At 39.7% G+C, this 22539-nt stretch carries 18 protein-coding genes and 1 other RNA gene; 8 read left to right on the forward strand and 11 right to left on the reverse strand.

Annotated features, from left to right (window positions below; translation table 11 throughout):
• Window positions 1-123 precede the first annotated feature (123 nt).
• Both queC and queF read left to right on the forward strand, forming a co-directional pair.
• On the forward strand, window positions 124-780 hold the full coding sequence (gene queC / locus QZL88_RS15110) for a 7-cyano-7-deazaguanine synthase QueC (RefSeq protein WP_296942423.1): 657 nt from the start codon (window positions 124-126) through the stop codon (window positions 778-780).
• On the forward strand, window positions 780-1247 hold the full coding sequence (gene queF, locus QZL88_RS15115; RefSeq protein ID WP_006799893.1) for a preQ(1) synthase: 468 nt from the start codon (window positions 780-782) through the stop codon (window positions 1245-1247). The genes queC and queF overlap by 1 nt, the downstream gene beginning before the upstream one ends.
• 68 nt (window positions 1248-1315) lie before the next feature.
• On the opposite strand, the gene QZL88_RS15120 is transcribed toward queF, so the two are convergent.
• The 3 genes from QZL88_RS15120 to QZL88_RS15130 all read right to left on the reverse strand — a co-directional run bounded on the left by QZL88_RS15120 (window position 1316) and on the right by QZL88_RS15130 (window position 5056).
• Window positions 1316-2689, reverse strand: a complete 1374-nt coding sequence (locus QZL88_RS15120; RefSeq protein WP_296942425.1) for an MATE family efflux transporter — start codon at window positions 2687-2689, stop codon at window positions 1316-1318.
• A gap of 26 nt (window positions 2690-2715) precedes the next feature.
• Window positions 2716-4035, reverse strand: coding sequence for a YihY/virulence factor BrkB family protein (locus QZL88_RS15125; RefSeq protein WP_296942426.1), 1320 nt, complete (start codon window positions 4033-4035; stop codon window positions 2716-2718).
• 346 nt (window positions 4036-4381) lie between these two features.
• Complete coding sequence (locus QZL88_RS15130; protein ID WP_296942428.1) at window positions 4382-5056, reverse strand: phBC6A51 family helix-turn-helix protein; 675 nt, start codon at window positions 5054-5056, stop codon at window positions 4382-4384.
• Between the two features lie 143 nt (window positions 5057-5199).
• Between QZL88_RS15130 and QZL88_RS15135 the strand changes: the two genes are divergently transcribed.
• Window positions 5200-5694: a hypothetical protein gene (locus QZL88_RS15135; RefSeq protein ID WP_296942430.1), complete on the forward strand. Its 495-nt coding sequence runs from the start codon at window positions 5200-5202 to the stop codon at window positions 5692-5694.
• A 99-nt stretch (window positions 5695-5793) separates the two neighbouring features.
• Window positions 5794-6417, forward strand: coding sequence for an energy transducer TonB (locus QZL88_RS15140; protein ID WP_296942432.1), 624 nt, complete (start codon window positions 5794-5796; stop codon window positions 6415-6417).
• A 3-nt stretch (window positions 6418-6420) separates the two neighbouring features.
• On the opposite strand, the gene rnpB is transcribed toward QZL88_RS15140, so the two are convergent.
• Window positions 6421-6780, reverse strand: an RNA gene (rnpB, locus tag QZL88_RS15145) — RNase P RNA component class A.
• A 156-nt stretch (window positions 6781-6936) separates the two neighbouring features.
• Here rnpB and QZL88_RS15150 point away from each other — a divergent pair.
• The 4 genes from QZL88_RS15150 (at window position 6937) to ung (ending at window position 10302) form a co-directional block, all read left to right on the forward strand.
• The gene (locus tag QZL88_RS15150) at window positions 6937-7248 is read left to right on the forward strand and encodes a hypothetical protein (RefSeq protein ID WP_296942434.1); all 312 of its coding nucleotides are present in this window, start codon (window positions 6937-6939) and stop codon (window positions 7246-7248) included.
• A 198-nt stretch (window positions 7249-7446) separates the two neighbouring features.
• Window positions 7447-8127 carry a response regulator transcription factor gene (locus QZL88_RS15155; protein WP_296942436.1) on the forward strand — a complete coding sequence of 227 codons (681 nt, stop codon included), beginning with the start codon at window positions 7447-7449 and terminating at the stop codon, window positions 8125-8127.
• Window positions 8124-9401, forward strand: a complete 1278-nt coding sequence (locus tag QZL88_RS15160) for a HAMP domain-containing sensor histidine kinase (RefSeq protein WP_296942438.1) — start codon at window positions 8124-8126, stop codon at window positions 9399-9401. The genes QZL88_RS15155 and QZL88_RS15160 overlap by 4 nt, the downstream gene beginning before the upstream one ends.
• Window positions 9402-9639: 238 nt before the next feature.
• Window positions 9640-10302, forward strand: a complete 663-nt coding sequence (ung, locus tag QZL88_RS15165) for a uracil-DNA glycosylase (RefSeq protein ID WP_296942440.1) — start codon at window positions 9640-9642, stop codon at window positions 10300-10302.
• Between the two features lie 276 nt (window positions 10303-10578).
• On the opposite strand, the gene QZL88_RS15170 is transcribed toward ung, so the two are convergent.
• The 7 genes from QZL88_RS15170 to QZL88_RS15200 all read right to left on the reverse strand — a co-directional run bounded on the left by QZL88_RS15170 (window position 10579) and on the right by QZL88_RS15200 (window position 22349).
• Window positions 10579-12846 carry a GH92 family glycosyl hydrolase gene (locus QZL88_RS15170; RefSeq protein ID WP_296942442.1) on the reverse strand — a complete coding sequence of 756 codons (2268 nt, stop codon included), beginning with the start codon at window positions 12844-12846 and terminating at the stop codon, window positions 10579-10581.
• Between the two features lie 297 nt (window positions 12847-13143).
• A complete protein-coding gene (locus tag QZL88_RS15175; RefSeq protein ID WP_296942444.1) occupies window positions 13144-14841 on the reverse strand; it encodes a hypothetical protein in 1698 nt (565 codons plus the stop codon).
• Window positions 14842-14961: 120 nt separating this feature from the next.
• On the reverse strand, window positions 14962-16548 hold the full coding sequence (locus QZL88_RS15180; protein ID WP_296942447.1) for a RagB/SusD family nutrient uptake outer membrane protein: 1587 nt from the start codon (window positions 16546-16548) through the stop codon (window positions 14962-14964).
• A 26-nt stretch (window positions 16549-16574) separates the two neighbouring features.
• The gene (locus tag QZL88_RS15185) at window positions 16575-19910 is read right to left on the reverse strand and encodes a TonB-dependent receptor (protein ID WP_296942449.1); all 3336 of its coding nucleotides are present in this window, start codon (window positions 19908-19910) and stop codon (window positions 16575-16577) included.
• 362 nt (window positions 19911-20272) lie between these two features.
• Window positions 20273-21238 carry a FecR domain-containing protein gene (locus tag QZL88_RS15190; protein WP_296942451.1) on the reverse strand — a complete coding sequence of 322 codons (966 nt, stop codon included), beginning with the start codon at window positions 21236-21238 and terminating at the stop codon, window positions 20273-20275.
• Window positions 21239-21319: 81 nt separating this feature from the next.
• Complete coding sequence (locus tag QZL88_RS15195) at window positions 21320-21883, reverse strand: RNA polymerase sigma-70 factor (protein ID WP_296942453.1); 564 nt, start codon at window positions 21881-21883, stop codon at window positions 21320-21322.
• Window positions 21884-22034: 151 nt separating this feature from the next.
• Window positions 22035-22349, reverse strand: coding sequence for a hypothetical protein (locus tag QZL88_RS15200; protein WP_296942455.1), 315 nt, complete (start codon window positions 22347-22349; stop codon window positions 22035-22037).
• Window positions 22350-22539: the final 190 nt, after the last annotated feature.

Consider the following 22539-nt stretch of genomic DNA (forward strand, 5'->3'; position numbering starts at 1 on the left):
GATACATCATTCTTTCTTTCCTTTTTTTGAATTAATTCCTATTAAAAATTACTACTTTTGTAATTGAAAGGCTTTCGCCTGTCCGTGTAGCTTAGGAACAACCACGTAAAAAACAAAGAATTAATGAATAAAAAAGAACCAGCATTGGTCTTGTTCTCAGGTGGACAGGACTCTACAACATGCCTTTACTGGGCAATTAAAAACTTTTCTTCCGTTCGCACTCTATGCTTTACTTACGGTCAACGCCACTCTAAAGAGGTAGAGGTGGCACAGTCAATTGCCGGACATGCAGGTGTGCCCTTCCAGTTGTTGGATGCATCCATTATCAGCCAGTTGTCTGTAAACTCTTTGACAAGTGATATTGTAATGGATCAGGAAAAACCGACCGATTCGTACCCGAATACATTTGTTCCGGGACGTAATCTCTTGTTTCTGACTTTCGCAGCTGTCATAGCCCGTTCGCACGGTATCCGTCACATTGTGACAGGTGTATCCGAAGCCGATTACAGCGGTTATCCCGATTGCAGGGATACGTTTATACTATCGGCAAATGCTTCGATCAATCTGGCGATGGATGAGCATTTCCAGATTCATACACCGTTGATGTGGCGAGACAAGACTGCTGTATGGCAGTTAGCCGACCAATTGGGCGTTTTCGATGTTGTGCGCACTCAAACCCTGACCTGTTACAATGGTATTATAGCTGATGGTTGTGGACATTGTCCCGCCTGTAAGCTTCGTAAGCAAGGTTTAGAAAATTATTTAAAAATAAAAGAATAATGGGAATAGAAGGATTGAGCCATCTCGGCGCTAAAACAGAGTACAAAGATGATTATGCTCCTGAAGTACTGGAAGCATTCGAAAACAAACATCAGGGAAACGATTACTGGGTAACATTCAATTGTCCCGAATTTACAAGTTTATGCCCGATTACCGGACAACCCGATTTTGCAACTATCCACATCAATTATATCCCTGATGTAAAAATGGTGGAAAGTAAAAGTCTTAAATTATATATGTTTAGCTTTCGCAATCATGGGGCTTTTCACGAAGATTGTGTAAACATCATAATGAAGGACCTTGTAAATCTGATGAACCCGAAATACATTGAAGTGGTAGGTATCTTTACCCCACGTGGAGGAATCAGTATCTATCCTTTTTGCAATTACGGACGTCCCGGTACTAAATATGAAATGGCTGCCAAAGAACGCTTGTTGAAACATAACCCTCAACAAATATATAGATAAGGTGCAAGTGTAAAACAAAGAATGAAGAATCGGAAGCTGTCTGACTGTTAACTGATTACTGTTGACTGCTAACTGACCTTAGGCTTCTTTTTCTTTATCCTTCTGTAAACAATTGCAAACCATGTAGGTAATATGATCCCTTTGCAAATGGTGGAAATAGCAATTGCCCACCAGACACCCGTTATACCCATTTGCGCCGCCAGATAGTAGGCTAGCGGAATACGCAGCGCATTGAATGTAATACTGATAATGGCGGGTTCTATGGTGCGTCCGATCCCGTTGAACATTCCCTGTGTGGTAAGCTCAAACATCATAAATATCTGAACCAGTCCCATTACGAACAGATACTGTGCCCCTGCTTTCATCGCATTCTCTTCGGGGACGATGATACCGAATATCTGCGCTCCGAAAAGGACAAAGCAGATACTCACAACAATACCCAGCGTAAGCATTACCCGTATAGTATAGTAATAGGCTTTCTTGCCTCTTTCGAGCTTATTAGCGGCATAGTTCTGAGCCACAAAAGCACTGAGAGCTGTAGAAAATCCCTGCGACGTATTCCATGTCACAGCTTCTATCTGCCCGCCTGTGGTTTGGGTCATCAGTCCCAGGTGCCCGCCATGAATAGATGCCACCCGCGCCAGATTCATATTGATAATGGCATAGAGCGAATTCATAATAGACACAGGCGCCCCAAGGAAGAATATACGTTTCAGATAGATCGCTTTAGGCTTTATAAAGAAAGAGAAGTTGCCCAGAATCCGGCTTCCGAATTTTATCTGATAGAAGAATAGCGAGAATACGAACAACTGTGCTACAACTGTACCTATAGCTGCCCCATGCAGTCCCATTCCCATCCAGAACATAAGTATAGGGTCGAGAATCATATTCAGGACAAGACCCGCAGCATTGTTTCGGAAAGGCACAACACTACGTCCCGCCCCATTGTATATCCCGGTAAAATTGTAGGACAAGAACTGAAATGGAAGGCTCATAGTAAGTATGCGAAGATAGAGTACTGCATCTTCCGTAATATCGGCTTCCAATTCAAAGAAAGATAGTATCTGATTGGCAAATATAAATAAGATGGCAATCCATATCACACCCAGTATTATCGAGGTAGTGGTAGAATGGGAGGCATAGATGGCGGCACGCTTCATCTTCTTAGCGCCTATGGATTGGCCGACAGCCACTTCCGAACCTATCATAGCCAGATAAGCGACCGATGCAGTCAGCCACAGGAGCATACCTATGGCGCCTATTGCTGCCTCCGACTTAGTAGCGATTTCGGGATGCGATACAGTCCCCAGTCGTCCCACCCACGACATAGCCATCAGTGTATAAGCCATTTGCAGGAAACTTGTGCCCATCAGAGGGAGCGCAAGACGTATCAGGGTAGAAAATATTTTCCCTTCCGTTAGATTTTGTATGCCTGATTTCATCTAGTTGCAGTGTTCTGATACATTATTTACAAATCTTTCAATAATTTATTACTGCAACTATTGCTTTCTGCTTCCCGCATGGATAGTATAGTCTCCCATTCGCTGCGAAATAATATATCGGTATCGATAACGAAGTCTTCCGAGCCATGCAGGTCTATTTTTTCGAAGAGGTAGCACACCGTTATCTGGTTAATATCTATTGCGGGGATATAAGCGGGGACAAGAGTGTTTGCCGACGGGGTTTCTACGATAAGGCCTATTTCTTGCAGATAGAAAAGGCTATCGTTGGTCAGCTTGGTCGGTATTTTGTAATATTCCGACAGTTCGTCCGCAGTGTAAGGCGTATGGCCTTTTTCGAAACGTTTAACTATAAGTGTCATTATCAGTAGCAGGACAAAATCTTTGTATCTGCGGCTTATATTCGATGTTTCGTGTTCGAAACTGAATTTATTCACGTTCTGATAGGCAAAGGATAACTGTACTCCGAATAAAACGAAGAACCATGTGAGCTGCAGCCATAGCAATAATAACGGCAAGGCGGCAAAACTACCGTAAATGGCATTGTACTTCGATATCCATATCTGCCCGCTGATATATAACATCTGAAATACCTGAAAGGCAATACCTGTGAAAATACCACCAAACAGGGCGCTGGTAAACTTCACCTTGGTATTGGGTATATAGATATATAATATTGTAAACAATAGGATTGTAATCAGGAATGGAATGACCTTCATCATCGGACTTATTACCAACCCCAGCAGATATTGCTGTTCGGCCGTCGAATTCAGCAAAATCGTGATACCGGCATTACAGATCAGGAATACAGGGGCGATTATTATAAGGGCCAGGTAGTCGGTAAACATACGGAAATATGACCGTCCTGTTTTTACCTGCCACATCTTGTTGAAGTTGTCCTCAATGTTAGATAACAGGTTGATAACCGTATACAGCAACAATATCACACCAATGCCCAGAAATACACCACCCTGAGCATATTCGATAGACTTATCTATAAATGCAGTAGCCTTATTCAATAGTTCTTCCTGTCCGGCAAAGTAACTGAACAACTGGCTCTTTACTATATTCTGAAACCCGAACCCGCGGGCTATGGCAAACAATACAGCAAGCAATGGCACTATAGACAACAGGGTGCTGTAAGTAAGGGCCGATGCACGCGTGAAAAGTTGCGCCCCGTCGATATTACGGATAGCCAGAATAAAAGATTTGATTATATTGTAGAATCCTATTTTCCGTGACGACCTGTCTTTCTTATTGATTCGCCAGATGTCGTAGGAAAGAAAACGGATAACCCTTTTTACAAAATTCGTTATTTTTTCAATCATATAATATCCAAAATATTGACAAAGATAGTTTGTTCTTTTAATAGGGAACGCATGAATGCGGTATATTGTTGTGAAAAAGTAACAAAGGTAACAGGTTTTATGGTTTTTGTAGGGGCGGAATATTTTCCGCCCACAGACCTTTTTCCATTTCGGGCGGAAAATATTCCGCCCCTACAGTTATACCCAAAAGGTGACAAAGGTAACACTGAAAACAATTAATAATTAAGAATGAATAATTAATAATTAGCTTGTTGAGCAGAGCGAAGCATCTCGTCGGTGAACAGCCAACAACTTGTATCTCGTGTAATTTTTCGTTCTTCACTTATTACCTACTACTTTCTCTCCCTCAATCTGTTCTCGATGTATATCCCGGAGGCAGAAACGGATAAGGATTCGGTTTGGGCTTTTGCACCTGAGCGGCAATCGGCTGCACCTGCAATTTATCCTGTTCATTTTTTAATTCTTCACTTTTCACTTTCCGTTCTTCTTCCAGTTTACTGTCTACGGCCGCCACTACCTCCCGATTGAGCGAACCGCCCGAACAAAAGTCATTCTCCTGTAATATCATCAGTTGCCGCTTAGTTTCCTCGTCCTGTACTTCGATGACCAGCGGACGGCGCTGCGAGGCCAGTAACTGGTCTTTGTCTTTTTTTCTTTCCTCACGGTCGAGTACATACTTTATAGCGCGGATGCTTGGCGGACAGAATTTCTTTTCCACCACACGGCATTTTTCTACTTCTTCCGCCGAATTGTTTTTATCGGGGACATAGGTGATCTTTTCTTTCTTCTGCACATAGCCTTCCAGCAATTGTTTCAACCCGATGCGTGCCGAGGCTATCATTACATCTTCGCGGTGGTCGATGGCTTCTTCTACTGCTTCGCCGAACTCGGGTTTTGCCTTTTTCCATTTATAAAATGTCTTACGGCTGATCTTTAGTGATTTACATATTTCGGAAATGCTACACAAGTCCTGTTCTATCATTTCTACGATGCGTCCGGCTAATTTGTTCGTGTATTTCATACTGTAATTTTGTTTTTGTGATGGATTATTAATTAACTTGCGATAACTTTCTTGTATAGATAAATTAAATCTAATATGATCACAATCCCGTGAAAGAATTTAAGTTTTGGGCGATACCATATTCGATAAAGCAGATTCTTCTTATGGCTGCTCCTATCTGGATACTATATATTCCGGCTTTCTTCTATTTCAGAATAGAATATATCCATTATTTCATCTTTGCTACATGGGCATTATCTATATGCTTTGTTTTCATATTTGTGAGGCGGGTGAAAATAACCTTTAGTCCGGCTAATGAAATAAATATCTTTTTTAATGGCAATCTGAAGTATTCCGGCAGTTCTGTCAATTTGGAATATGTGCGGGGAGCAAATATCGTAAAAGAGCGGTCTAATACTGTATTACACTTTTCATTCAATGATAAGAAGTTTATATTTAATATATTAGAAAATACAAATTCATTTGCTTCCGGTGCTACCAAACAGGTTGAACTGTTGAGATATATGGTAACGGTATTCAATCTGAGAACAGAATATTATAAGGATAGCATGCAGGGCAGGATATTTACATATTGGAATCCTGTATATAAAGAATCCCTTCGACCGAAAGAATATAATAAAAGTGAACGTTTTCGTTAAGCAATGAAGGCAGAATCAAATTTATTTGAATTATGCCATTGCGAGAAAACGACTAATGAAATTGAACGCTGACACTACATATAATTAAACTTTAACACTATGGCCTATCAAAAAAAAACAGACAATTATGACAAAAACGACAATAGCGGTAAAAAAGCAGACAACAGTTCTTTTGCAATAAAAGCCCTGAGCGTACTTTTTATTGCTGTTGCAGCTTTCGCTGTATTTTATTTCTATAATGATAAACCCGAAGATTCTTCCGGGACTAAAAAGAAGAAAAAAAGTGAGGTTATCCGGGAGAGTAAAGCAGCAACATTAGATGCAGCAACCGTTGACGAAATAACTGAAGTAGCACCCACAGTTGAGTTTACACCACCTGTAATTGAAGAAGATACAGATTCTTCAAACCCGTTTGTCACAGTAGAGCAGATGCCCCGGTTTCCGGGAGGCGAAGCTGCCATGCATAAATTTATCGGAGATAATTTAAAGTATCCTGTATCGGCACAAGACGCAGGGATACAAGGACGCGTAACTGTTCGTTTCGTAGTGTCGAAAACAGGAAAAGTATCTGATGTGAAAATTATAAGAGGGATTGATCCTGCCTGCGATAAGGAAGTTGTCCGCATAATTAAGGCAATGCCAAACTGGATACCGGGAGAACAGCATGGAATTGCTGTACCTGTCTATTTTACAATACCTGTAGTTTTCAGATTGAATAGTTAATAAAAATACAGCAGGCCTGTAAGCCGGGTTCTGTTCCTTGCCAGGCAAGGTGTTTGCCATTTATCTACGCCAGCCGTCACCGGCAGGCTCTAGCGACCTACCCCCCGGCATCGGGCGAGCAGCCCTACATGCGCCGGTATACATGGTCTTACAACTCGCAAGTGGTACGGCCCCGATACATTGCTGCACGGGCGGTGGGCTCTTACCCCGCCTTTTCACCCTTACCCCCGAAGGGGCGGTTATTCTCTGTTACCTTCAACTCTGCCCTCACAAGCAGCTTCCCATTAAGAAGTACGATGCTCTGTGTTGCCCGGACTTTCCTCTTTCCGCCTTACGGCAGCCAGCGGCAAACCGGCCTACTGTACAGGGTGCAAAGATAGGCGTTTTATTTGTGATGTTGTATATTTAGGCGACTACTTAAATATTGAAAAATATTTTATGCTACAGAATCTCTACAGATTCGTTATATATGTTTGTTAAAGAAGCCGGAAGCAAATAGTATTTACAAAATTTACGGAGATGAAAAAAATAGCGCTTTTAGTATGTATGATAATCAGTATTGGTTCTGTTTCTGCAATCGGTGCGAATGTGAAGGAGTATGGCTGCGGATATCCGCATCAGACATATTACAAGGGGAATGTTTCACCGGAGCAGTTACCCGAAACTATAAAGAAATACCTTGATAAGAATTATCCCGATCATACGGTTATGGTATCAAAAAGAAAAGGTAACGGTAAATATTTTATAAAAATCAAGTTTGGAGGGAATGGTTATCATTCATACTACAGGAGTTTGGTTTTTGACCATAAGGGAAGTCTGATAAAAGGATGATACAACTATTTTTTTCATGGGAATGCCTGTACATTATTTGTGCAGGCATTCTGTTTGGAGGTAAATTAAAATATAATTTAGTAGATTTGTAATTCTAAGAATCTGTTTCTTATTGAGGTGACTGAAACTGCAGTGATTAGCTGTGATTTGATAGTATATCTTTAAATTTTTCTACTACTTAACTGTTGATAAAACCGGATGAATCTGTTAATAATAGAAGATGAAATAGACCTACTGGAGTCGATTACCGAATTTCTTGTTTCGGAATCTTTCTCGGTCCAATCCGTTACTACTTACGCTATGGCTGAGGAGAAGGTGGGGTTATATGATTATGACTGTGTGGTAGTAGATATAAACCTGCCCGGAGGAAGCGGACTGGATATTATACGGAAACTGAAAAGTAAGAATAAAGATGCGGGTGTGATTATCATTTCGGCAAAAAACTCTCTGGACGATAAACTTACGGGACTGGATATAGGAGCCGATGATTATCTGACAAAGCCTTTCCATCTGTCGGAACTGAATGCACGTATCAAATCCATTATTCGTCGCAGAGGACTTAAAGGGAGTAATGAAAAGAAATTCAATGAACTGACCGTTCAGTTCGACAACCGCCGGCTCTTTGTGAATGAGAAGGAAGTAGTGCTTACCCGAAAAGAATACGATTTGCTTCTTTACTTTATAATGAATGAGGATAAGGTATTGAGTAAAGAAGATATAGCCGAACACTTGTGGGGTGATGATATGAGCCTGACAGCCGACTCGTTCGATTTCATATACAATCATATCAAAAACCTGAGAAAGAAACTGATCGACAATGGGTGTAAAGATTATATAAAGACGGTTTACGGTATCGGATATAAATTCTCGGAAGAATGACTCTGATAAAATTGATACGGAAATATCTCTTTATCTCCATACTTGTAGTACTGGTTATAGGAGCTGTCTCTCATTTCTTTATCTTCCGCTTTTTTATTCATTACTCCAGCGATCAGATGCTGAATGATCAGAAGAAAAGGATAGAGCAGTTTGTCGCCCGGAACGATACATTGCCTCTGGCGGCGACACTCGTCCTTAAACCGGCCAGAATAGAAGAGAAACGAATCGCAGATCCGGGCATATTCCCCAAGGAAGTTTTCAAAGATACAATTATGTACAGTGAGGAGACAGGTACATTCACCCCTTACCGCCAACTCTATTTCACAGTATCGTATAAGGATGAGCATCACCTGATCAATATCAACCAGCCTACAATGATATCGAACGATTTGTTCTATGCGATCGTATCATCCCTCCTTATATTGTTTATCCTGCTTATATCATTTACATATGTAGTAGAACATCTGCTGAAAAGGAATATATGGAAACCGCTTGATGACAATCTCCGGAAACTGCACGAATACGACCTGAAGGCAAATACTGTTCTCAATCTGAAGAATCCGGGCATCAAGGAGTTTGACGAGGTCAATGATGTTATTATGCGGATGGTGGATAAGATCAATGAAGACTACGAAAACTCCCGCATTTTCACTGAAGACGCTTCGCATGAAATGCAAACGCCGCTGTCCATCATAAAATCGAAGCTGGATTTACTTATGCAGAACAGAAGTTTGATGGAAAACGAAGAACAGGCTAAGTCCGTAAGGGCTATATCGAGAGCTGTATCGCGGTTGTCGAAATTAAATAAATCACTCCTGCTGATTACCAAAATAAATAATAATCAGTATGAGGAAAAGAAAGAAGTGGATATGAACAAACTCCTTTCTCTCTACCTTTCAGATTTGGAAGAACTGTTTGATGCAAAGAACCTTTTTGTTACCATCAGGATAGAGTCTTGTACACTTTTTATGAACCCTACATTAGCGGAAATATTATTATCCAACCTACTGAGTAATGCAGTAAGGCATAATATCACAGATGGACGGATAGATATATACCTCGATCAATCGCAACTGGTCATAAGTAATAGTTGCGCAGAAGGGGGTATATCCGCTAATCTGTTCAATAGGATGGCTTTTCATCGCAAATCGGAAGATTCATCGGGGCTTGGCCTTAATATAGTAAAGTCTATCTGTGATAAGAATAACTTCGAAGCCCGGTATGATTATACCGAAGAAAATACTTTTCGTATAGAAATTACTTTTGGTATTTAATAAATATACTACATCACTTATTTTATAGTAGAGACTTTACTTTTTTACCTAGAAGTTTTCTTAGAGCCTTAGTGTGAATACCATTGCAAATGGTATAAGTTAAATCACATCAAAAGAGTTCGCCCTAATCCATAATTTATTTTTATCGGACTACATCACAAAAATTGTATCTTTATACCCGGCAATTTGTTAATTTAAACAGTTACTTAGTATCTAACATAAAACTAACCTACGAATTATGGATGTAAAAATAGAGGAAAGCTGGAAAGAACAGTTGAAAGATGAATTCGATAAAGACTACTTCGTAAAACTAACCGGTTTTGTAAGAGAGGAATACCGTACAAAACAAATATTCCCTCCTGCCAAATTAATTTTCAATGCTTTCGAACACACTCCATTCGATAAGGTAAAGGTGGTAATTCTCGGGCAAGACCCGTATCATAACGACGGTCAGGCACACGGCTTGTCCTTTTCAGTACCTGACGGTATGCCCGCCCCGCCCTCTCTGGTAAACATCTTCAAAGAAATAAACCGCGACATGGGAATCCCTGTTCCCAAATCGGGTAATCTGACGCGCTGGGCAAATCAGGGTGTATTGCTGCTCAACGCTACACTGACCGTACAAGCGCATATGGCGGGTTCTCACCAGAAAAAAGGCTGGGAAGCGTTTACCGACGCTGCTATACATAAGTTGGCAGAAGGGCGTGAAAATATCGTATTTATCCTATGGGGTGCTTACGCACAGAAAAAGGCAGCATTCATAGATACAAATAAACATCTGGTATTAAGATCGGTACACCCGTCTCCATTATCTGCACACAACGGATTTTTTGGGAACAATCATTTCAGTGGAGCGAATAAATATCTGGTATCGAAAGGTATTGAACCAATTGAGTGGTAGACAAGCCCTCCCAATCACCGCAAAGGGCAGGGCTGTTAAGTTCTCCACTTTGTTCTTTTATTTTCGGTTGTCATCCTGAGTGGAACGAAGGATCTCTTGCGATTAAAGAGATGTTTCACTCCGCTCAACATAACAAAGAGTATATAAGAATTCAGAACTTAACAGTCCTGCCCCCTTCACGGGATAGGGGGTTCAAAAATCAAAGCCGCGAGAATCACTTCTGGCGGCTTCACCCTTAATAAAAATCCCTATGATGTGTAAAAGGGACTTTATATCTTAAATCTCACCTTTTGTACCCCAGGTTTCGGACGGTTTATCCCCCATCACAAACTCCAATGTACCACCGGCTTCTATATCTTTAAAGTCTATATAAAACTTATCGTAGTCTTTGCCGTTAAGCGTCACGCTCTGTATGTATTTATTAGCAACACTATTATCTTTTGCTACAATTCTGAAAGTCTTTCCGTCTTTCACTTTCACGGTTGCTTCATTTATAACGGGACTTCCGAAAATATATTTTCCTCCGGCCGGTTCAACCTGATAAAATCCCAGAGCAGATAATACATACCATGCCGACATCTGGCCTACATCCTCATTGCCCGAAAGTCCGGCCGGTTGGTCGTGATAAAGTTCCGACATTACCTGACGTACCTTATCGGCAGTCTTCCATGGTTGACCGATGTAAGGATATATATACAGAATATGATGGCTAGGCTCGTTTCCGTGAGCATATTGGCCTATCAGTCCGCTGATATCCGGAGATGCATGCTCTCCCAGCGAACCCTCTACCACAAACAGGGAATCCAGTTTCTGAACAAATGCGTCTTTGCTGCCGAACAGGTCTACAAGCCCTTTTATATCGTGCGGCACCAACCATGTATACTGCCATGCATTACCCTCTGTATAATCGTTGTCGCGGTGAACAGATTCGAATGGATTAAACGGAGTCCTGAACTTACCGTCGGACGACAGGCCTCTCATGAATCCTACCGATTTATCGAAATAGTGTGTATAAGCTTTACTGCGTTTCAGGAAGTAATCATAATCTTCTGTCTTGCCCATCTTTTGCGCAACCTGTGCAATAGCCCAGTCGGCGATAGCATATTCCATACATTTTGACAAGCCTTCGCTCTCTCCTTTATCGTAAGGGATATAACCATATTCTTTCAGGTATTTCAGGCCTCTTTCGTCCAGCATAGCTGAATTTTTCATAGCCTCAAATGCCAGCTCCTTATCAAATCCGTCATATCCTTTCATTATAGCGTCAGCTACAACCGAAATGCCCGGATTACCCACCATACAGTCAGTCTCGCAGCCCATCAGATGCCATACTGGCAATTTACCTTGCTGCTTATATATTGTCAGCATTGTATTCACAATATCGCTCATCTTTTCCGGATGTATAATAGTCATCAACGGATGAGCAGCACGATAAGTATCCCACAGCGAGAATGTCGTATAATTCTTAAACGCGCCCTTCTCATGCATTTGCCCGTCAGAACCTCTGTAATCGTTATTCACGTCACAGAATTCGGAAGGTGCTATCATTGTATGATAAAGTGCCGTATAGAATGTACGCTTGGTTTGTTCGTTGTCCGTTGTAATTATGATTTTGTTCAGTTCTTCATTCCATGCTTTGTCTGCATCGGCAATAGTCTTCTCAAAATCCCAGCCTGAAAGTTCTGCCTGCATATTCAGTTTGGCATTATCGATACTTACCGGAGATAAGGCTACTTTTACAAATATATTCTCTTTATCCTTTGTATCGAATAGCACTTGTCCGTATGCTCTTGTCGCTTTTATGCTATTCCCTTCCTGCACAGCAGTAGTATCTGATACAATAAAGCCTTTCATCGGTTTGGAGAAAACGGCTGTAAAGAAAACCTTTTGGTCGTTAGCCCAGCCTTTCGAATAGCGGTAACCTGATATGACAGAATCATTCTCCTGTGTCAGATAACCTTCCACGGGAGCATCCCAGCCTATGCCATGTTGCAGGTCGATAATCACTTTCGAAGAGTCGGACTGAGGGAACGTATATTTATGAAAACCGACCCTTTTAGTAGCTGTCAGTTCCACGTCGACATTAAATCTGTCGAGATGTACTGCATAATAACCGGGTTTCACTTTTTCGGTCTCCCTTCTGAATAATGAGTAAATTCCCGACTTAGGATCTTTCAGATTTCCCCGTGTAAGCTTTACATCGCCGGTAGCCGGCATAAAGCCAATATCACCCAGATCTCCTATTCCCGTGCCACTCAGGTGCATATGTCCGAATCCGATAATTGTGGAATCGGTAATATGATAACCCGAACACCAGTCCCAGCCCTGAGAATAGTTTGTAGGGCCTAGCTGTACCAATCCGAACGGAACGTCGGCCCCTACAAATACATGCCCATGGTCGCCGGTCCCGATATAAGGATCGACATACTGGGTAAGATTTACAAGTTCCGAGTCTTTTTCGGGCTCATTACATGAATAAAACAAAGTGCCTGAGATAATACCCAAACAGATCGTTTTTGCAATGCGATTAAAATTCGATCTCATTGTCTATTTTTTTTATTATAATTAGTATTGTTTATATTCGATTTATAGTTTCCGGGCTCACTCTACGATATCTGAAGGCATTATTATATTCAGAATTTATTAGAATTTCTCAGGCAACAATTACAATTATGACAAATTTACATAATAAACTAAAACAAAAAGACTTTTGTCAATCATTTAATAATTTATAACAGATAAAGAACAGGGCTGTCCATCAGGATAGCCCCTCCTTTACCGTTTATAGATTTTTATTAAAGCATATAGTCTTTCATCTTTAATTTTGGATTGCAAAATATTTTAGTTCCTGTTTACCCTGGTTTTATAAATATTACCTTTTTTCATATCCACATCAAAATATTTAGAGTAAGTATAAATATCTCCTGACTGCTTATGTACTAACTCAAAAAATACATATAATTTGCATTTAGGACCTGTAGCCTCATCCCATGAATAGTACGGATATGGTGAGTTATAAAACTTAGAATAAAATGCCGTATGATTGAATGTATAATATTTATTATTATCAAAAAAAGAAAAAGGTGTGGAATTTAACAGACTTGGTATCATATGGCTATAGCTTCCATTTATAACCAGCACATATTTTGGATTTCTTATATTAAACTCTGCTGAAACCTCAGGATTCAAAATAATTTCTTGGTTATTCAGCAATCCATAATTGTAATGATAATTATAGTTTATCGGATAGGAGCTATATTGGTTTTCATACGTCTCTGTTGAAAAAATATTCACCAGCATGCTCGGTGTTTCTTTCAAATTCCAAATCCCTAAAGGCTTATTATATAGGCTGCTATTAGAGGTGCCCGGAACGGGAAGATACCTGTCAGCCCAGCCGACCATCATCTGTTCACTTTCCATTTCTATCTTTGAATCTAACTTAACGGATAGTTCAACCTTGCTAATCGTTTGCTGTGCGCCTCCTCCCACTAAAGAATTTAGCAATCCTCCTAAAGCGTCGGCTGCAACAGAAGTGCCTTGCGACATAATGGCTTCAATCCCTTTTTTTACCCCGGCTTCTAATCCGGAAGAAAGCCACTTTGAGGCATTCTCTTTGACATTACCCCACAACCCTTTAAAAAAAGAATCATTTTTCTTAATACCATCATCTATTTTATTCCCAAGACCATTTACCACAGCCCCATTGCCTATCTGAACAGATTTATCTGTATTAGAATTGTTAAACATATTCTGAAAGTTCAAATTAACATTCGAGCTAGGACTATTTCCTACAATAGTACCGTCAATATTACCAATTGTCGATATATCACCTGTATATTTGGTAAAATTCACAGCTCTTCCCATTAATATAAAATTAGTTGAACTTCCTGTTAATTTGTCATCATAAGCGCACTCCACTTCAAAAGCATACCATATAGCATTATTCAAACCCATTTTAGTAGAGAATTTTCCATCCGAAAATGAACCTTGAGCTGTTGTTATATATGCAGGGGACGGATCTTTAGATGATTCTTCCAGGCCTCTTGCTGATGTTTTCGTAAAATGCAATAATGAGGTTGATTTATTCACACTTAATCCCCACATAGAACTGCTTGATCCTTGATTACCCGGTTCGGCAAATATATATACAAAAAAACGGAGTATTCCTGTATACCTATTGTATAAACCGATATATTTATATGGGTCATTTTGCATTACATTGCTATATACAAGTTCCCATCCTTTCTGTCTTGTATACAGTCTTTCCGAATATGGACCACTTATATTGCCATCAAGCCATTCTTCCGGCACACCTGCGATTGTCGCTCCCAATTGCCAGGGTACAGGAAAGTCTTTTATTATGTTTCCTTTAAGATCTTTGATATCAAAAGACTCTTTCTCAAAATCAAAATAATTATCATATGCACCTGCTTTTAAAACTCCATTTTGTAATTCTTCAGAAACAGGAATTTCCTCCATGTCATAAGAACATGCATTAACAAATAAACAAATTAATATTGCAAAAAATAAATTCTTCATAATACTACTTTTTTTATAGTTGTAAAACAATAAGCTTAATGTAGTTTAAAATAATACATGAGTAATAAAAATAGGTTACTGCAGGGGTATCCACTCCTGCAGTAACCATAAGATGCTATATCAATTTATAGGTTCTTGCATCAGATTAGGATTACGTTGTATTTCCGAGTTAGGGTAGGGATACAATAAATCTTTTTCCTGGAATGTTGCACTATAAGGAGTCTTAGCTCCAATTACGGGGACGAATGAAATATTCGGAGTAGATATATCCGGATACATTCTTGTGCGGGTTACATCATTCCATATTTTACATTCAAACATCAATTCACGGATTCTTTCCTTCCATACTTCCTGCACAAATTCATCTTTAGACAATGTGGTCAATGTTGCCTTTATCTGATCTTTTGTTTTATTCAGGGAAGCTCTAGCCTGTATTGTTGCCAAAGCGTCAACGGCCTCATCACCAACAGTACCTTTACTCATCACGTCGGCTTCGGCGAATGTCAAATACATCTCTGCTGTGCGGTACATTACCCTGTCTTTGCTGGACAACGCTGTAGATTCAAGAGCTTCTTCTTCTACAAAAAAGTGAGGATATCTGGAACCCTTATCATCCAATGCTATTCCTTTATAACTTGTATGGAAATACTGTCCTTCCTGGATACGCAAGTCGTCATTTGCATCATATATTTTCAGCAAACCTGCATTCGGATTATAAGTGGAACATGTAATAGAATACTTTATTACCCCCGGGTTATTGGCAACCCATCCCATAGGGAAGGCATATGTCGGATACCAGCCACCCTGAGTAATACTTCCTTCAAATTCCATTTGATAAAGATATTCTTTTTCCGCATCGGAAGTGCGTAAGATATTATATACACTTTTAGTTCCTTTATCTGTACTTTGTATGAGCGCGTATGCACTATTGTCCTTTATCATTTTAGCATATTGGGCGGCTTCAGCATATTTTGATGCATCATTGAGCGGATAGCCTGCCATATTGAGGTTTACGTCAGCCAATAGAGCCAGAACACTGCCTTTTGTTACCCTTAATGCGTTATCCGGCATCGATTTGTCCAGCAATCCGCCATCGTTCAATGCTGAGTTCAGATCAGTCAGAATAAATTCATATACCGCTTTCACCGATGAACGACGCGGATAAATATCATCATTCAATGATACCATAGGTTTATCTACAATTGGGACAGCTCCAAAGTTCTTCACAAGGTAGAAATAGTTAAGTGCCCTAAAGAATTTAGCTTCGGCCATCAACTGAGCACGTTCTGTATCTGACAGACCTGGACAAATAGGAATTCCTACAAGAGCAAAATTTGCAAACCGGGTTATTTCCTGATATGCCTGACGCCACAGGTTAACCAATTCTCCGTCATTTACACTACTGTCGATAGTCATACTATAAATGTTGGAGTTAAATAAATGCTGCCCGGCATATTGATTGTCAAACAAACCTGTACGATAACCTCCGTAAAACAGATAGGGGGCGATATAGGCGCTTCCTGCGTTGAAATAATTGGATACCCCATTTCTGTAAAGCATGTTTACAGCCGCGAATCCATCATCTTTTGACTGAAAAGCACTTTCGATATCCTTGCTTGATTGTTGTTTTTCTTCCAGGAAATCATTACAAGAAGAATATAAACCAATAAGGAAAAATGCTATAACTATATATAATATTTTTTTCATAATATTTTCTCTTTATTATTACCTGATTAAAAACTAACATTTAGCCCAAAGGAGAATGTTCTGGCTGTAGGATACTGATAGAAGAATACATTCTGTCCAAACCGGTTGGTGTTTGAAGATGCTTCCGGGTCGTATCCCTTGAAATCGGATGAACAAATCAGGAATGCATTGTTTACACTTGCATTCACTCTCAGGCTGCTCACTTTTAGTTTTTTCAATACCGATGGTCCGAACGTATAACCTAACTGAATCAGATTTCCTCTTATATAGGAGCCATCCGCTACCCAGTGCGAGTCACTTACAGAGTTCTGGTCTGCATAGTTTGCCTGACGGATTTGTTGTACCATTGTATTCTGACGGTCTGGTCTCCATGCATCATACAATGAAGATTTCAATGTGTTTGCAATACCAGTACGGTCTTCTGCCGAGTGGAAGAAGTCTTGTCTTACGTCTACACCCGATACAAATTGCAAGTCTACAGTCAGGTCAAAGTTTTTATAATAGAATCTATTAATGAAACTACCGGTAAGGTCAGGCAATCCCTTTCCTAAGATTTTCTTGTCTTTCGAACGCTTTGCTTCTCCCGGTTTTGCATTTACCTTGGCTGCCTCTGCTGCCTCGTCGGTACTCCATGTACCAAGGCGTTCATAGCCCCAAAATGAGCCGAGAGACTCACCTACGCGAAGAATTACCTGTCCATCGAGGAAGTTAGGGTCGGTCAGTATATCTTCATTGTTTGCTCCCAGTTTCTTGATTTCATTTTTATTATAGTTCATATTGAATGTAGTTTCCCAACGGAAATCTTTAGTGTTGATATTCACTGTATTCAACATAAAGTCTATACCTTGGTTATCTACCCTGCCTATATTATCCATCACACTGGTATAACCTGTTGTATAGGGTAGAGGGCGAGCCAATAACAGGTTGTTAGTTTTCTTATAGTAATAAGAAGCTTCTACATTAATTCTGTTGTTGAGCAGGCCAAAGTCTATACCGATATCGAACTGGTCTGTTCTTTCCCATTTCAAGTCAGGGTTTGGCATACCACCCGGATAGATAGAAGGAACACGTCCCCCATTTAAGAGTGCTGTACCCGAAACAAGCGCCGGTTTTGTGAGATATGGATCGATTTCAGTATTACCTGTAGCTCCGTAGCTAGTATGAAGCTTTAGGTTTGATAACCAGGTCTGATCTTTCATGAAGCTTTCTTCCGAAAGCATCCATCCCAGCCCCATTGAAGGGAACCAAGCATATTTATTATTCTTACCGAAGCGTGAAGAACCATCGACGCGCAAAGTCGCAGTTGCCATATACCTGTCTTTGAATGTATAACTGGCACGGGCAAAATATGAATTCATAGACCAGCGAGACCAACTGGAAGTAGGAGCCGATGGAGTTGTACCAGCTTCAAGATTATCAAAACCAAAGAAGTTATCGCTGAATCCTTTTACATTTCCGGTTCCATCTCTTTCATCTTCATTCTGTGACCAGCTAAGTCCCAGAGTAGCATTCAGGCGATGATTTTCATTAAATGCCCTGCTGTATGTAAGGTATGTTTCTTCTTGCCAGTATAGAGAATTGAAATGGTTTATAGAAGCCTCTCCCAACGGTTTTGATATATTTTCCAGATCGTTTGGGAAATAATTCTTTGATGTCCTGAAATTGGCATCAACCCCGATTTGTGTGCGCAGGTCCAGCCCCGGTAAAATATGAAATACAGCTGCAAAGTTTCCGAATACTTTTGTTTTATATCTTCTTCTTTTTGACGTTTCCAGTTCATGCACAGGATTAGACATACCTTCGAGGCCGAAGTTAGTGCCTCCCTGTGTAGTGCTAGACCAGCTTCCATCAGGCCATTTTACCGGATAGATTGGTGGCATTTCCCAAATTGTTCTGCGGGCTGTTTGTCCCCCACTGCTGTCGTTTATAGTATTACCCCATACATGGTTTACCAGTATATTAGCATCAATAGACAGCCAGTCTTGTACCTTAGTGTCATATGTGAACTTAGCATTCAGACGTTTCGAATAGTTATTAAGTAAAAGGCCCTGTTGATCAGTAAAGTTAAGGAATACACCCGTAGATGATCTATCACCCTGAGTCTGAATGCTTAACTGGTGATTATGAGAAAAGGCATCCCTGGTGGCTTCTTTCTGCCAATTGGTATCATAAAGTGGATTTCCGTTAGCATCGAACAGCAACTTTGATGATGTATCCGGAGTCAGATTCGGTCTGTCCGGTTTATAATAGCTGATATTAGACATACCTATACGCTGAACTTGCATAAACTCGTCGGAATTCAGTAATTCTACTTCTTTCGAAAGAGTGGATACGCTCATCCATCCGGCATAGGACACCTTTGATCCCTTAGCTCCTGTTGCACCTCTTTTTGTGGTAACAAGGATAACACCGTTTGCACCACGGGCCCCGTAAATAGCCGTGGCAGAAGCATCTTTCAGTACTTCCATTCGCTCGATATCATTCGGATTAAGGAATTGAATGTCGCTCATCTGCACGCCATCCACAACATATAATGGATTTGTACTTGTATTAATAGAGTTGACACCACGAATAATAACCCGTTGTTGCCCCCCGTTGTTATCATCGCTACCCATTGGATTGCCTGTCGTGTTAAAGATTGTTACCCCCGATGCTTTTCCTTTCAATCCCTGCAACGCATTATATGAGGGTGCCTGAAGGAGTTGATCAGCTGTAGCAACACTTATCGAACCCACAACATCCGATTTGCGTTGCACTCCATATCCTACTACAACTATTTCGTCTAATATTTTTATATCTTCTGATAGAGTAACATTTACGGTAGTTTGTCCCTTCAAGTCTACTTCTTGAGAAAGGAATCCGATAAATGAAAATACAAGGGCCGAATTGGGATTCGGAACTCTTATCGAGAATGATCCGTCAATATCTGTTATTGTTCCTGTAGTAGTACCTTTTACTGCAACACTTACCCCGACAAGTGGTTCTCCGTTAGCATCCAGAACCTTACCGGTAATTGTTTTCCCTTCTTGTAAAGGAGTATTTACAGAAGATGCTTCCTGTTCATTTCTGTTCGACAAGATGATGTGTGAACCCTCCATCGAATAGCTGACATTCGTTTCTTTAAACAAATCGTTTAATACTTGGTAAACAGGCTTAGTATTAGCCTTTACCGACACTCTTTGATCTGTTTCTACTTTATCATTATAAATAAAAAGATAATCGGTCTGCTTCTCTATTTCTGTCAGTACCTTATCGAGCCTGATATTTTTTTCATTGATTGTAACTCTTGCTTTTTGCGAATAAGAGTCTTCAGCATAAATAGAGAGGATTCCGACGAATAATAACAACGTCGTGATTTTCATGATTCTAAAAAAATGTTTAATTTTTTCATTTTTCAACAAAAAGCGGTCGTGAAAAACTTTATTTTCCATAGATTTACGATGTTTTTGATTAATACGGTCTAAAAAATTGTATTGATTTCCTAGCCAATAAGTGTTGCCGCACTTATTGGCTTTTTCGTTTACACGATAAAAGCGTTTTTAAATGTTTCCCATAGGCGGTCTTTTTTTATAAGGTTAAACTAAACAATGATTGTATCTACTTATTAAATAAATTACAGAAGACAAATTTTAATACTATATTCTTTTCCTTGTGCGATTATATGTCTTTTCATGATATAAACCGATCCACTACACATCTATTTTTGTACACTACTTATTAATATCTACTTTATATATATAATATGTTTTTCGGTATCCCTTTCGTATTTGAATTTAACATCTTTCTGCAATACGCGTAAAGCATACCCTACGCCATCGATAACACGGAATTTGCCAGTGTATATAAGATTGCCAACCTTAGGGTTTTCGATTACGATTTTTATATCATATATCTTCTCAAACGATTTCATTATTTGGGCAAATGATTCATTCTTGAAGCTAATCAGTCCATCCTTCCATTCATAAGCACTAAAGTCGTCTACATATGCGGTTTCTAGTTTTCCATTCTTCAGATACGCCTTGTTGCCGGGCGTCAATATCATCGACTGCGAGGAATCACATGCAGCCTTCACCTTTACGCTTCCTTCCATCAGCACTGTTTCGAAACTACGACTGTCTGTATAAGCCATTACGTCAAACTTTGTACCCAATGCCTGAATTATTCCATCACGCGTTTTCACAAGAAAAGGGACTTCTTTGTTTCTTGCCACATCAAAATAAGCCTGTCCGTCCAATAGTATCAAGCGTTCCTTTTCGTTAAAAGATACCGGATATTTTATCGTTGTTTTGGCATTCAGCCACACATCGGTGCCATCGGGTAATACTATGTTCAGACGCTGCCCGGCAGGCACCGAAATAGTCTGCATTGCGAGCAGCTTATTACTCTTATTTATGTGGATAAAATAGTACCAGCTCCCCAACAACGTAATAGCCACAATAGCTGCTATTTTTATAAACTCCCTGAAGTAAATAGATATACGGGGGCGACTTCCGGATAGTGCAGATTGTAGCTCCATATCCTCTTTAATATCTGCCTCTTTCGTATTAAGCAGCACAGCATCGAACATTTTACGCTCTTCGAAAAAATGTTTTTCATTTTCCGGAGAATCCGTTACCCACTGTCTTATTGTCTCATCTTCCTCCTGAGTTGTAAGACCCTCAAAAAACTTATATAGTAATTTAAAATCCATTTTTTAATAACCTCTATATAAACAACAGATGAGCAACAAACATCCCTAGTGAAAAAAATAGTTTTTTTTTAAAAATTACTTCTATATGGAGAAAAATGCCAGGAATACAGACATATAGTCTTTAAGATTGGAACGAAGCTGTGTCAAGGCTTTTGTGATATGGAACTCAACACCTTTCGTTGTAATATTCAACGCTTCCGCAATCTCTTTATGTGTTTTATTTTCGTATCTGCTCATCTTAAACACTACCAGTGTTCTTTCCGGTAAAGCGGTTAATGTCTGATTTATGATCTTTTCTATCTCCGCCGAAAAAAGCTCTTCCGGATTGCATGCCGAAAGGGTTGTTATGCGTACATTAAGTTCCCAATGAGCTATATCCTGAATATTATCCAAAGTCTTAACCTGCATTTTTTTATGTTGAAGATGGTTGAGGCATTTATTTTTTATAATAGTCAATACATAAGCCCTTACATTGGAATCTGAATCCAGGTTAGCCCTGTTTTCCCAAAAGGTCATAAATGCTTCGGTTGTAATGTCTTCAGCAATGGAAATATCTCTCACATAGGTATTTGCAAAACGAATAAAACGCGGATGATAATCCGTGTAAAATTTATTGAACGATTTCAGATCAAAAGGCTCTAGCATATTATTGCAGTTTTATATGTGCAGGAGAAGTATTATAAATCATAAACATAAATACATATAAGGTCCTATCGTTTTTTATTTTAATTCGATAATACACATGAAGACTTTAGCCTGATTAATAAATCAGACTAAATTATATACTGGTGTACAATCAAATTCTCTCTCTCTCTCTCTCTCTCTCTCTCTCTCTCTCTCTCTCTCTCTCTCTCTCTCTCTCTCTCTCTCTCTCTCTCTCTCTCTCTCTCTCTCTCTCTCTCTCTCTCTCTCTCTCTCTCTCTCTCTCTCTCTCTCTCTCTCTCTCTCTCTCTCTCTCTCTCTCTCTCTCTCTCTCTCTCTCTCTCTCTCTCTCTCTCTCTCTCTCTCTCTCTCTCTCTCTCTCTCTCTCTCGTAAAATAATGTTAACTCCCAAATATTCAGGAGAAAAATAAATACAATAAGATGTTATTTTCTGTATTTTTTTTTGCATAGACACTACTTCTTCTTATTCCATAGTAACCGGTTACATTACTCCACACCTTATCCGGCTCATAACACAAAGTTCTAAAAAAATATTAAAACAAAAGAATTATTCCTCAATTAACTAATCTAAGCTAATGAAGAAAAACAATTTGCTAACAAAACAGATGTTTGCTCTCTATTTATATATTAAATAACAA

Origin of the sequence: uncultured Dysgonomonas sp., assembly GCF_900079725.1 — a bacterium.
GTDB lineage: Bacteria > Bacteroidota > Bacteroidia > Bacteroidales > Dysgonomonadaceae > Dysgonomonas.